Origin of the sequence: Butyrivibrio sp. WCD3002, assembly GCF_000424265.1 — a bacterium.
GTDB lineage: Bacteria > Bacillota > Clostridia > Lachnospirales > Lachnospiraceae > Butyrivibrio.
The window spans coordinates 645,889-659,208 of record NZ_AUJO01000001.1 but is presented as its reverse complement, the minus strand read 5'-3'; the positions used below and the strand labels follow the sequence as shown (position 1 = coordinate 659,208).

Sequence of the window (13,320 nt, the reverse complement as noted above, 5' to 3'; positions counted from 1 at the left end):
ACAATTCTATTTTATGACAAACAGATATATGCTAAAATATTGTTATAAATTTTAACCTACGAGGTGAGATATTATGGCAAAAAGTACTAAAAAAGATTCATATGTTGCATATGTTGCCAGCTATACGTCTGGATCCAAGGACAGTTACGGAATCCGTATTTATGACGTGGATTTGGAAAAGGGTCGAATGACCGAAAAGGAGAAGGTTAATATTACCAATTCTTCTTATATTGCACTTTCTCATGATCGCAAGACTCTGTATTCCATTACGGATGCAGGTGTTGAAGCATATCATATTGAAGCAGACGGTAGTCTTACTATCCTCAATAAAGCATCCATTAATGGTATGCGTGGCTGCTATATTAACATGGATCAGAATGACAAGTTCCTTGTTTGCGCAGGCTATCATGATGGTAAGGTTACAATTTTAAGACTTAATGATGATGGAAGCATCGGAGAAATCACAGATGAGAAATTCCATAAGGGTCTTGGCACAATTGCAGGAAGAAATCATACTCCTCATGTTCAGTGCCTCAAGGTGACAAAGGATAATAAGTATCTTCTGGCGGCAGACCTTGGAATGGACAGAGTAAATGTTTACAGATTCGATACAGAGAATGGAAAGATTTCTGATATTGATGTGATTCACTGTGACCAGGAATCTTCTCCGAGACACATGCAGTTCTCTAAGGATGGTAAGTTCCTGTATGTTGTTTTCGAGCAGCAGTGCAGTATAAATATCTATAGATATACAGAACAGAACGGAATCCCTTCATTTGAAGAGCTTCAGTCAGTTCAGAATTCCGAAGAGCAGGATACCATCGGTGTTGCCAGCAGCGCACTTAAGTTCTCCGATGATTACAATTATCTTGTAAGCTCTGTTGCAGGAGAGAACAATGCGATCATCTACAGTGTAGATAAGGAAACAGGACTTCTTACAAAGAAAATCGAGCTTCCTGTTTCTGGAGCATATCCTAAGGATGTGAGTCTTTTCCCTGATAACAGACATCTGGTATCACTTAATCAGGAATCAAATACGATGACCTTCTTCAAGGTTGATTTTGATAAGAACACTCTTGTTATGAACGGACCCGAGCTTCTTGTAGACAGACCTAACTGTATTGTATTCCACAAGCTTTAATATTTATTAAAAGAAAATAAACGCGGTCATTCAACTGAAAAAATGAATGACCGCGATTTTTTTATGCTTTTTTAATGAATCGATATTATTATTTATAAAAATTAATAATTGAATCTGCTTTTGCGTGCATATTTTCCATTAAAAGATCAAGAATTGTGATAGCACACATTGACTCTGCCACTACAACAGCGCGGGGAACAACAACAGGGTCGTGACGGCCTTTGATGTTTATATCAATTTCATCCCCGGATTTATTGACGGTTTTCTGATCTTTGGAAATACTTGGTGTTGGCTTTACATGGGCTCTTATTACAATATCGCTGCCATCACTTATTCCGCCAAGTATTCCGCCGCTGTGATTGGTAACTTTTCCTACATTAGAACCGCAGGTGCAGAAAGCATCATTATTTTCTGATCCCTTAAGCTTTGAAACCAAAGTACCGTCGCCTATTTCAACGGCTTTAAATGCACCAATACTTATAAGAGCGTGGGAGAGAAGCGCATCCAGCTTATCAAAAACGGGTTCGCCGATTCCTGCGGGCATACCCTTTATAAGAATCTCGATTACACCGCCTATTGAATCGCCTTCTTCTCTGCATTTTTCTATGAGCTTAACAGCAGCTGCATCAGCCTCTGCATCAGGCATTGCGGTAACTGATTTATAAATCTGTTCCTCACTGAATCTGGATGGATCTATTTCAACATCACCGATTGATTTAGTATAGGCAATAACACTTATACCCATATTTGTAAGAAGCTTTTTGCAGATAGCGCCTGCGGCGACGCGGCCTATTGTCTCACGACCCGAGGACCTTCCGCCTCCTCTGTAATCTCTAAAGCCGTATTTCTGATCAAAGCAGTAATCAGCGTGTCCTGGCCTGTAGTAGGATGCAATCTCGCTGTAATCAGAGGACCTCTGGGAAGTATTTCTTACGACCATTGCGATAGGAGTTCCTGTGGTTTTACCTTCAAATATTCCGGATAAGATTTCTACTTCATCATTTTCTTTTCTGGGAGTAGTTACTGAAGACGTACCGGGTTTTCTTCTGTCTAGAAGCTTCTGAATATCCTCAGCGCTTATTTCAACACCTGCCGGAAAGCCGTCAAGTACGGCACCAAGCGCCACGCCGTGTGATTCGCCAAAAGTAGTTACTGTGATGTTTTTGCCAAAACTTGAACCTGCCATTATCTGCTCCTGTCAAATAAAATTTTTCTTTATATTTTTACATAATTCATTCTGCTTTACAATAAAAGGGCAAAAATAATGATGAAAATGAAGAAATATAATTTCGCTGCAATCATTTCTTAATTATTTCTTAATTTTTTCTTGTCATTTTATTTCAATAAGTTATAATAACTATGTATATTATTTTCTATGAGGTTAAAGAGGTGCGAGCTAGAAACTTACAGATGGGGCCTACTTTTCGGGATAAAGTTATCGATAGGGTCCGTTCTTTTAGCATTAAGCATAAGAGATTAAAGTTCATCGGCATGGCTTATGCAATGGTTGTCCTTACGTTTTATGATCTGGGACTTTACTTTGCGCATAATGCAAAAAGATTCAGTTGTCTTGCCAGTGTTTTGTTTTTCTTTGTGGCAAGCAGCAGTTTTACGTATCCGGAAGCTATATCTTTGAATATAAGCTTTGTTTCGGATTTTAATGAAAGCGAAAACGAAAGTGAAAACTATTACACATCAGATACTCTTGCAGTAAGCGAAGGAGAATCCGATGCTGTACTTGCTGAAATTGTTGAGGTTGATCCTTCTATTATGACAAGCCCTGATGCAGTGGCTTCTGAATATGAAGAAGCTACAGATGCTCAGATCAGTTCAGAGGATATCGATTTTGATGATATCGAGGAGGAGAGCATAGAGGAGCTTAATGCTTCTGAGAACAAGGAGTTCAGTGCTGACGACTGGAATCTTATTCTTGTAAACAAGCAGCATCCCATTCCGGAGGATTATTCATTCCCTCTTGCCGATATTAATTCGACAATGAAATGTGATGAAAGAGTTATAGCTCCTTTAAAGGCTATGCTTAAGGCAGCATCTGATGATGGAATCAAGCTTGTGATCTGCTCACCCTATCGTGACAGTGACAGACAGGAAGGACTTTTTGCCAGAAAGATCGCATATTACATGGATGCAGGTCTTTCATATATGGATGCCTACAATATGTCATCCCAGGCTGTAACGGTTCCCGGTTCCTCAGAGCATCAGATCGGACTTGCTTTCGATATCGTAACAGGTGATTATTACGAGCTTGATGAGGGCTTTGGTGATACACCTGAAGGACAATGGCTTGCAAATAATAGCTATAAATACGGTTTTGTAGTAAGATATCTACAGGGCAAGGAGAATATCACAAGTATCGAGTATGAGCCGTGGCATTTCAGATATGTGGGAACTGCTGCTGCGACAATAATGCACGATGAAAATCTCTGTCTTGAAGAATTTTGGGATAATTACTTGTATGACTAAAGTTATGGGGCTGCCTTTTTTCGGCAGCCTTTTATCTTGCTTAAAATATTGAATTTAAATGTGAGGTGCTATGTATAAACTTATAAAAAAAGAAGGAAGAGCTAAGAGGGGAGAATTTCATACAGTTCATGGTGTGATACAGACCCCTGTATTTATGAATGTAGCTACCGTTGCCGCTATTAAAGGCGGAGTATCTACAGATGATCTTGAACAGATTGGGACTCAGGTTGTTTTGTCAAATACCTACCATCTGCATCTTCGCCCAGGTGATGATGTAATTTACAAGATGGGCGGTCTTCATAAATTTATGGATTGTAAGGTTCCAATCCTTACTGATTCAGGCGGATTCCAGGTCTTTTCATTATCTGAAAACAGAAAGATCAAGGAAGAGGGCGTTTATTTCAGATCCCACATTGACGGACATAAGCTTTTTATGGGCCCCGAGGAGAGTATGAGGATTCAGTCTCATATAGCCTCAACCATAGCCATGGCTTTTGATGAGTGTCCTTCCGCAAGGGCTGATCATGAGTATGTGCAGATGTCTGTTGACAGAACCACAAGATGGCTTGAGCGCTGCAAAAAGGAAATGGACAGACTTAATTCTCTTCCTGATACCATTAATAAAAATCAGATGCTCTTTGGAATAAATCAGGGTGCTATCTTTGATGACATCAGAATCGAGCATGCAAAGAGAATTTCAGAAATGGATCTGGACGGCTATGCAGTTGGCGGCCTTGCCGTTGGTGAGACCCATGAAGAAATGTATCACGTGCTTGATACGGTTGTTCCTTACCTTCCTGAGGCTAAGCCTACATATCTTATGGGTGTTGGAACACCTGCAAATATTCTTGAAGCTGTGGACAGGGGAATTGATTTCTTTGACTGCGTATATCCAAGCAGAAACGGAAGGCATGGTCATCTCTATACTAAGAAGGGACATCTTAATATTTTAAATGCAAAATATGAGCTTGATGACAGACCGATCGAGGAGGGCTGTGGATGTCCTGCCTGCAGGAGATATTCAAGAGCATATATAAGGCATTTGCTTAAATCCAATGAGATGCTGGGTATGAGACTATGCGTACTGCATAACCTGTATTTTTATAATCATCTTATGGCAGATATCAGAAAAGCTCTGGAGGATGGAAGATATGCTTCCTTCAAAAAAGAGATGCTTGATGGATTTATGGAATACGACAGTGAGATAACAGGCGAACGCTATGATATCGCCAAAGGATGGAAAAAGGGTTAAAACTCTTGTTTTAAGTCTTCATTAATTGTAAGATACTAAATATGTTCAAAATATTAAGAAATGAAATTGGGAGGATTATATGAACTTCAATAATTTAATGCTACTGGATGCACAGGCTGCTACAGGTGGTAGCGGACTTATCATTATACTTGTTTACGTAGCTATTTTCGCAGCACTTTATTTCATCATGCTTCGCCCTCAGCGTAAGGAGCAGAAGCAGAAGGCACAGCTTCTTTCACAGCTTGCTGTTGGTGACAGCGTAAGAACAACAGGCGGATTCATCGGAACAGTAATCGACATCGACGAAGAGTCAGCTACTGTTATCGTTGAGTTCGGTAATAACAAGAACTGCCGTATCCCTATGGTTAAGGAAGCAATCGTTGAGGTTGAGAAGCCTGAGGATGCAGTTTCAAGCGCTTCTAAGGATGAGAAGACAAAGTAATTTTGCAAAGAGAATCTGATTAGGATTCGCATTATAAAGTATATAAGCCGGCATTATGACTATTTTGCCGGCTTTTATCTTATAGGAAATTCCTATAAGATAAAAGCACTCCGTGGGATGCGCAGCTCGCGGATATGAAGTTTATTGCTTCGCAATACCGCTCGCGCGCGAGGATTTCGCTAGCGAAATCCTATTTCATAAGTATTTGGTACATAGTTTTTGGGAGGAAAAGGTATGAGACTTAATATAACTTGTATTCCCGGTGACGGAATCGGACCGGAGATCGTTACCGAGGCAAAAAAGGTACTTGATATTACTTGTAAGAAGTACGGACATGAAATAGTTTACACTGATGTTCTCATGGGTGGCTGTTCCATTGACGCTTATGGTGTGCCGCTTACTGATGAGACAATCGAAACCTGCAAAAAATCTGATGCAGTTCTTATGGGCTCTATTGGCGGAGATACCTCTACATCTCCCTGGTATAAGCTTGAGCCTTCACTTAGACCGGAAGCCGGTCTTTTGAAAATCAGAAAATTCCTTAATTTATTTGCAAATTTGCGCCCTGCTTTTTTATATGAGCAGCTTAAGGATGCCTGTCCTTTAAAGGATGAAACCTCAGAAAAAGGCTTTGATCTTTTGATTATGAGAGAGCTTACGGGCGGACTGTATTTTGGTGACAGAAATACCACTGAGGTTGATGGAGAGCTTGTTGCTACTGATACCCTTGTCTATAAGGAGAGCGAGATCAGAAGAATAGCAATTAAGGCTTTTGATATTGCAATGCTCAGAAATAAGAAGGTTACAAGCGTGGATAAGGCTAACGTGCTTGATTCCTCAAGACTTTGGAGAAAGGTCGTAAATGAGGTAGCTAAGGACTATCCTGAGGTTGAGCTTATTCACATGCTTGTGGATAATGCCGCTATGCAGCTTGTTAAGGATCCTTCACAGTTTGATGTGGTACTGACTGAGAATATGTTTGGTGATATTTTATCTGATGAAGCCAGCATGATCACAGGCTCAATAGGAATGCTTCCCAGCAGTTCCCTTAACGAGACAAAGTTTGGACTTTATGAGCCCAGCCATGGAAGTGCACCTGATATTGCCGGAAAAGATCTGGCAAATCCTATAGCAACAATCCTTTCTGCCGCAATGATGCTTAGATACAGCTTTGGTCTGCAGAAGGAGGCCGATGCAATTGAGGAGGCTGTTAGACAGACTCTTGCAGATGGATATAGAACCGGAGACCTTATCAGAGCCGGTGAGAATATTTCTGAAGATAAGAAATGCGGATGCCGCAGGATGGGAGATTTGATTGGCGAGAGAATCAAATGATAATGAATCGTATATAGGTTTATATAATTATCTGCCCACGGAACCCGTCGATATGGCGGTAATTCTTACGCTGATACTTATGGCATTCTATTATATATGGCGTGTTGCTTATATTACTCCCTGGTATGATGAGCTTTATACTTACTATTATTTTATAAGCAGAGGCCCCATATATGCAGCAATACACTGGCCACTTCCAAATAATCATGTGGGCTATTCGGTATTGTCAGCGATACTGGACCTTTTTGGAAATTCCTATATCGGACTCAGAGGAATATCCTTTGTTTGCGCAGTACTTAATCCATACATTGTTTACAGAATATGCAGGCGATTTGTAAGCAATTGGATATCCTATGGAGCAATGCTTTTATATTTTTCCTGTCTTCTTGTTAATGACCTTTCGGTACAGGGAAGAGGATATACGCTTGCTACCACATGCTTTCTGTTCTGCATAAGACAAATTATTGTAATTTGTAAATCAGAGAACATTGTCAGGATGGATTTTGTTAAATTTGCCATAACTCTGATACTTGGACTTTATACAATTCCAAGCAGCATTTACTGGGTAATACCCACATGCTTTGCAACAGGACTTTTCCTTGTAATAAATGGAATTCGTTCAAATGACGTTAAAGGTAAGAAGTGGAATAACAGATATTATAAAAAGCTAAGAAGCTTTATTACCGCAGGCCTTTTTGCAGCAGCTATCGTATTTATGCTTTATGCGATAATCTGGCTGGCCATCGGTTCGAATATACTTGTAAAGGATGAGAGCAGTATATTTTTTGGTATGAGCCACGTTAAGCTGATACTTACTCATCCCTTTAAGTCAGCCTTCAAAGGCATTGAATATATGCTGTCTCAGCCATATATTCAGAGTGTTCCGAGAAATGGGTATTTTAAACAGCTTGTTTTATGGTTGCAGACTCTTTCAAGCTATATGTATCCGGTAAGTCCATATGTTACAGCTTTAGTGGTTTTACTGGGGCTGATTATACTTGGCGTTGAATGCATAAGACATTTTGAAAACAGCAGAACAATTTTTAGTTTGCTCATAATAATGAATGCAAACGGATTTCTGATTTTGTTAATTTTACAGGCAAAGCTTCCATATTACAGAGTTTTCAGTTACCTTGGATTTATAACTGCAGCCTGCGCAGCTGTTATGGTTGAGCATCTGTATCTGAGGATTAATGAGATTTTTAAGGATAAGCTGAAGTTGCTTGTTATATATGAAATACTTCCGGTTATTCCTGTAATTTTAATGGCGGTTTTTTCTGTAATGATGTTTTTGAATACATCATATTTTGCTCAGCTTGGAGACAGGGAGACCAGTTGCTATAATGCACTTTATGTAATGAATCCCAGTGAACAAAAGAAATTATGTGTTTTTGATTGCGACCAGGAATATCTTCTGAAATTCGGTTGGGATATAGATTGTACCAATACTGATCCAATGAACTGCGACTATGTACTGGTGGATCGAAATATGATGAAGGAAGGATATAATGGTTATGATAATTGGAAATTTTATCAGACCTACGAGACAATTCCCTGGGATTATATAAACTCCGAATTCTATATTTTTTATGAAAATGAAGATTTTGTCTTATATAAGAGATAAGATTTTTGATTTGTTAATTTACTAAATTTACAGAAGGGTAGGTGGAATATTATGAATAGTGATCGCGTTATGGAAGGCTTACAGCAGGCACCTCACAGAAGCCTGTTTAATGCACTTGGTTTTACAGCAGAGGAGAGGAAAAAGCCCCTTATTGGTATAGTAAGCTCACAGAGTGATATTGTTCCCGGTCATATGGAGCTTGATAGAATTGCTCAGGCCGTTAAGCTGGGCGTTGCAGAAGCAGGCGGTATGCCTGTCATTGTACCCGCAATTGCAGTTTGTGACGGTATTGCTATGGGACATGTGGGAATGAAGTATTCACTTGTAACAAGAGATCTTGTAGCAGACAGTACTGAGTGTCTGGCTATGGCTCATGCTTTTGACGGAATGGTTATGATTCCCAACTGTGATAAGAATGTTCCCGGACTTCTTATGGCTGCAGCAAGAGTAAATATACCTACAATTTTCTGTTCAGGTGGTCCTATGATGGCAGGACGCGTAAATGGTAAAAAGCGCTCACTGAGCTCAATGTTTGAGGCTGTTGGAGCCTATTCAGCAGGAAAAATGACAGAGGATGAGCTTACTGAGTTTGAGGAAAAGGTATGTCCTACCTGCGGATCATGTTCAGGTATGTATACTGCTAACTCCATGAACTGTCTCACAGAAGCTATCGGAATGGGACTTAGAGGAAACGGAACAATTCCTGCTGTTTATTCAGCTAGAATAAGACTTGCTAAAAAGGCAGGCTATCAGATCATGGAGCTTGTTAAGAATAATATTCGTCCCAGAGATATCATGACTAAGGAAGCATTTACAAATGCTCTTGCTATGGATATGGCTCTTGGATGCTCTACAAATACTATGCTTCATATTCCTGCAATCGCTCATGAAGCAGGAATTGAGATTGATATGGAAATGGCAAATGAGATTTCTGACAGAACTCCCAATCTTTGCCATCTTGCACCTGCAGGCCCTACATATATGGAGGATCTCAACGAAGCAGGTGGTATCTATGCAGTTATGGCTGAGCTTGCAAAGAAGAATCTTATAAACACTGACCTTATTACATGTACAGGAAAGACTGTAGGCGAGAATATCAAGGGTGTTCACAATCTTGATCCTGAGGTTATAAGACCTATTGATAATCCCTATATGCCAAACGGCGGTATCGCTGTACTTAAGGGTAATCTCGCTCCGGATACAGGTATTGTAAAGAGATCTGCTGTTGTGCCTGAGATGATGGTACATGAAGGTCCTGCAAGAGTATTTGACTGTGAGGAGGATGCTATTGCAGCTATCCTTGGCGGTAAGATTGTAGCAGGCGATGTTGTTGTTATCAGATATGAAGGACCTAAGGGCGGCCCCGGAATGAGGGAGATGCTTAATCCTACATCAGCTATAGCTGGTATGGGACTTGGTGCATCTGTTGCTCTTATTACAGACGGACGTTTCTCCGGAGCAAGCAGAGGTGCTTCTATCGGACATGTATCACCTGAAGCAGCAGTTGGAGGACCCATTGCCCTTGTTGAGGAAGGCGACATCATCTCCATCGATATCAACAACAACAAGCTTGATATGAAGGTTTCAGATGAAGAGCTTGAAAAGAGAAGAGCTAAATGGCAGCCCAGAGAGCCTAAGATCACAACAGGCTATCTTGCAAGATATGAGAAAATGGTTACCTCCGGCAACAGAGGCGCAATTCTCGATATCAATCAGAATAGATAATTAAAAGATATTTTAGATAAAGGAGTACTGTTTTATGCAGCTTACAGGAGCACAGATAGTTTTGGAATGCCTTAAGGAACAGGGCGTTGACACTGTTTTCGGATATCCGGGCGGAACAATACTTAATGTATACGACGAATTATATAAACAGCAGGATAAGATTAAGCACATTCTGACCTCTCATGAGCAGGGTGCTGCGCATGCAGCTGACGGTTATGCAAGAGCTACGGGCAAAGTAGGCGTTTGCCTTGCTACCAGTGGCCCCGGTTCTACAAACCTTGTTACCGGAATAGCTACAGCTTACATGGATTCTGTGCCGATAGTTGCTATTACATGTAATGTTAATCTGCCTCTTCTTGGAAAGGATACTTTCCAGGAGGTGGATATAGCAGGCATAACTATGCCTATAACAAAGCACGGTTATATTGTAAAGGATATTAAGAACCTGGCAGATACCATCAGAAAGGCCTTCGATATAGCAAGAAGCGGAAGACCCGGTCCTGTAATCGTTGATATCACTAAGGATGTCACGGCAAATAAATGCGACTATAAGCCCTACAAGCCTGTAGAAAAGGAAGAGGAGCTTAAGTTTAACTCAGATGACATTAAGACTGCCATCAAAATGATTGAACATGCAAAGAGACCCTTTATCTATGTGGGCGGCGGGGCTGTAATCTCAGGAGCAGATAAAGAGCTTCTTACCTTTGCTGAGAGGATTCAGGCACCTGTATGTGACACTCTTATGGGTAAAGGTGCATTTAGCGGACATCACAGCCTGTATACAGGTATGATCGGAATGCACGGAACCAAGACCTCCAATTTTGGGGTAAGTGAGTGTGATCTTCTGATTACTCTTGGCGCTCGTTTTTCTGACAGAGTTATTGGTAATGCCAAGACCTTTGCTAAAAAGGCTAAGGTGTTACAGATAGATATTGATGCAGCTGAGATAAATAAGAATATTCATGCTGATTTTTCAATTGTCGGAGATCTTAAAGAGGTTCTTTCTATTCTGAATGATAAGCTTTCACAGCTTAATCATGCTGAGTGGATAAATCATATCAAGGAATATGAGAAGAAATTCCCTCTTGCGTATGACCAGACTACCCTTAACTGTCCCTATGTAATTGAGACTATAGATAAGCTTACAGGTGGCGATGCAATTATCTCTACTGATGTTGGTCAGCACCAGATGTGGGCTGCTCAGTTCTATAAATACAAGCATCCCAGAACCTTCCTTACATCCGGCGGCCTTGGTACCATGGGCTACGGTCTTGGCGCTGCTATCGGAGCTAAGGTTGGTATGCCTGATAAGACAGTTATCAATATTGCAGGTGATGGCTGCTTTAGAATGAATATGAATGAACTGGCAACAGCCAGCAGATATGATATCCATATCATTGAGGTTGTTATAAACAACCAGGTACTTGGTATGGTAAGACAGTGGCAGAATCTTTATTACAACCAGCACTACTCGAATACAATTCTTACTGATAAGGTTGATTATTGCAAGGTTGCTGAAGGCCTTGGATGTATGGCTATCAGAGTAAAGAAAAAGGACGAAGTAGAGGCTGCTCTTAAGAAGGCTCTTGCTGCTAAGGGCCCTGTACTGCTTGATATAGCCATTGATCCCGATGAAAAGGTATTTCCTATGGTTTCACCGGGCGCTTCTATTAGCGAAGCCTTCGATGCAAAGGATTTGGCAGGAAAGGATAGAGCATAATTTGACTCTAAAAGGAAAGGTATGACAAAGAGGGGGATTTTATACATAATACTGTTTTTATCAGTATTGGTATTGGCAGGTCTCTATGTTATGATGGGCTACTATTATGCAGGCAGCTTTTCATACGGGACCTGGATTAACAAGGTTTACTGTACGGGGAAATCAATAGATCAGGTAAATCAGGAGCTAAAGAATTCTTCACTTTACAGTGGGATTTTACTGACAGAGGAAGGCGGCTCCAAATATTTTGTGGATGGTGCAACCATAGGCTATGAGGTTGATTACAAAAATGAACTTCAAAGTCTGCTTGATAATCAAAAGCCACTTGCATGGGGAATAAACCTTTTTACTTCAAAAGATAGGAATATCGTTGGTGATATTTGTATTGATGAGGATATGCTAAGACAATCATTGGAGAGATGGCCTATTTTTGAAGATAGCGGAGAAGCTATTTATGAAATAAGGCGCGATGACGAAAATGGTTATTATCTTGTGAATAACGAAAGAAATAAGCCAATTTTTGAAGTCTTTCTCAATAAAGTAAGCGACGCGATTCATAGGAAAGAGTATGAACTTGATCTTAGTAATGATCCCGAATGCTATATAAGACTGACTCCTACTGATCAGGATATGGCTGTTAAGGAGCTGTTCGAAAAGCTTGATGTGCTTCAAAACCATAATATGTCTATTTCCATGTTGGATAAAAGCATTAGCTTTTCCGGTAAGGAAATGGCTGATTATGCTGTTACTTTGAAGGATATGGATAAAGCAAAGGATGAGGAAATTTCCGAGGATAATCCATCTCTTGGCAGATTCATATATGGGGATAAGGTTGGAAAATTCCCATCAGATTATGGCATAGATGGTGAATTTGTAGTTGATTCTAATGGAAATCTTATTATCAGCTGCTCCAAATTATATGATTATTATTCAAAAAAAGTAATGGAATTTGATACGGAGTATGATATAGCTGCCTATCAAAAGACAGGCCGGGGTACTATATTTGTCAGTGGAAATAAGGATGGCCAATTCTTTGATAAGGATAAAGAATTTGAGAGTTTCTTAGAAGCCTTTGCAACCGGCGAAAATGATGATCTTGTTGTTGAGGCTCCGGCTAAAAGCTTTGAGATTGATGCTAAAGAGCTGGGCAATGAATATATAATCATTGACATGGGCAAACAGCATCTTAGTTACTATAAAGACGGTAAATTAACTCTTGAATATGACGTTGTAACCGGAAATACAGGTCTTGGAAGAAGCACTCCGGTGGGATTTTTTCATGTTTACAATAAGCGATATCATACAATTTTACGTGGCGCTGACTATGCATCTTATGTAAATTATTGGCTTGGAGTTAATAAAGGAGTGGGCATTCATGACGCTACCTGGAGACGAGAATTTGGTGGCGAGATATATAAGCATTCAGGTTCCCACGGATGTATTAATTCCCCGCTTGAAAAGATGGAAATCCTCTATAACAGCGTAGAAGTGGGAGTTCCGGTACTTTTGTTTTATTAAATCATATCGAATTATTAGAAAAAATAGTTTCCGACGGGGGACTATTTTTTTATATATTTTATTACAAATATAATAAAATAAC

Annotated in this window: 10 protein-coding genes; 9 read left to right on the top strand and 1 reads right to left on the bottom strand. The window is 40.1% G+C overall.

What is annotated here, in order from left to right:
* The first annotated feature begins 73 nt into the window (after positions 1-73).
* Positions 74-1,141, top strand: a complete 1,068-nt coding sequence (locus G608_RS0102730) for a lactonase family protein (protein ID WP_035794322.1) — start codon at positions 74-76, stop codon at positions 1,139-1,141.
* 88 nt (positions 1,142-1,229) lie between these two features.
* Here the strand turns inward: G608_RS0102730 and aroC are convergent, their stop codons facing one another.
* Positions 1,230-2,327 carry a chorismate synthase gene (aroC, locus tag G608_RS0102725; protein ID WP_026494730.1) on the bottom strand — a complete coding sequence of 366 codons (1,098 nt, stop codon included), beginning with the start codon at positions 2,325-2,327 and terminating at the stop codon, positions 1,230-1,232.
* Positions 2,328-2,632: 305 nt separating this feature from the next.
* On the opposite strand from aroC, the gene G608_RS22130 reads away from it, so the two are divergent.
* From G608_RS22130 to G608_RS0102685, 8 genes are all read left to right on the top strand, one after another.
* Positions 2,633-3,622, top strand: coding sequence for a M15 family metallopeptidase (locus G608_RS22130; protein WP_051208746.1), 990 nt, complete (start codon positions 2,633-2,635; stop codon positions 3,620-3,622).
* A gap of 70 nt (positions 3,623-3,692) precedes the next feature.
* Complete coding sequence (tgt, locus tag G608_RS0102715) at positions 3,693-4,874, top strand: tRNA guanosine(34) transglycosylase Tgt (RefSeq protein ID WP_026494729.1); 1,182 nt, start codon at positions 3,693-3,695, stop codon at positions 4,872-4,874.
* Positions 4,875-4,953: 79 nt separating this feature from the next.
* Positions 4,954-5,316, top strand: a complete 363-nt coding sequence (gene yajC, locus G608_RS0102710; RefSeq protein ID WP_242829321.1) for a preprotein translocase subunit YajC — start codon at positions 4,954-4,956, stop codon at positions 5,314-5,316.
* A 234-nt stretch (positions 5,317-5,550) separates the two neighbouring features.
* Positions 5,551-6,651, top strand: a complete 1,101-nt coding sequence (leuB, locus tag G608_RS0102705; protein ID WP_026494727.1) for a 3-isopropylmalate dehydrogenase — start codon at positions 5,551-5,553, stop codon at positions 6,649-6,651.
* A complete protein-coding gene (locus tag G608_RS0102700; protein WP_026494726.1) occupies positions 6,632-8,275 on the top strand; it encodes a glycosyltransferase family 39 protein in 1,644 nt (547 codons plus the stop codon). Before leuB ends, G608_RS0102700 begins: the two co-directional genes overlap by 20 nt.
* A gap of 51 nt (positions 8,276-8,326) precedes the next feature.
* Entirely contained in the window at positions 8,327-10,000 is a 1,674-nt protein-coding gene (ilvD, locus tag G608_RS0102695; RefSeq protein ID WP_026494725.1) for a dihydroxy-acid dehydratase, read from the top strand.
* A 34-nt stretch (positions 10,001-10,034) separates the two neighbouring features.
* On the top strand, positions 10,035-11,720 hold the full coding sequence (gene ilvB / locus G608_RS0102690; protein WP_026494724.1) for a biosynthetic-type acetolactate synthase large subunit: 1,686 nt from the start codon (positions 10,035-10,037) through the stop codon (positions 11,718-11,720).
* 21 nt (positions 11,721-11,741) lie between these two features.
* Entirely contained in the window at positions 11,742-13,238 is a 1,497-nt protein-coding gene (locus G608_RS0102685; RefSeq protein ID WP_081677258.1) for a L,D-transpeptidase, read from the top strand.
* Positions 13,239-13,320: the final 82 nt, after the last annotated feature.

Coding starts and splice junctions, on each gene's coding strand:
- yajC (WP_242829321.1), top strand. CDS start 4,954: ATGAACTTCAATAATTTAATGCTACTGGATGCACAGGCTGCTACAGGT.
- aroC (WP_026494730.1), bottom strand. CDS start 2,327: ATGGCAGGTTCAAGTTTTGGCAAAAACATCACAGTAACTACTTTTGGC.
- tgt (WP_026494729.1), top strand. CDS start 3,693: ATGTATAAACTTATAAAAAAAGAAGGAAGAGCTAAGAGGGGAGAATTT.
- leuB (WP_026494727.1), top strand. CDS start 5,551: ATGAGACTTAATATAACTTGTATTCCCGGTGACGGAATCGGACCGGAG.
- ilvB (WP_026494724.1), top strand. CDS start 10,035: ATGCAGCTTACAGGAGCACAGATAGTTTTGGAATGCCTTAAGGAACAG.
- ilvD (WP_026494725.1), top strand. CDS start 8,327: ATGAATAGTGATCGCGTTATGGAAGGCTTACAGCAGGCACCTCACAGA.
- G608_RS0102730 (WP_035794322.1), top strand. CDS start 74: ATGGCAAAAAGTACTAAAAAAGATTCATATGTTGCATATGTTGCCAGC.
- G608_RS22130 (WP_051208746.1), top strand. CDS start 2,633: ATGGCTTATGCAATGGTTGTCCTTACGTTTTATGATCTGGGACTTTAC.
- G608_RS0102685 (WP_081677258.1), top strand. CDS start 11,742: ATGACAAAGAGGGGGATTTTATACATAATACTGTTTTTATCAGTATTG.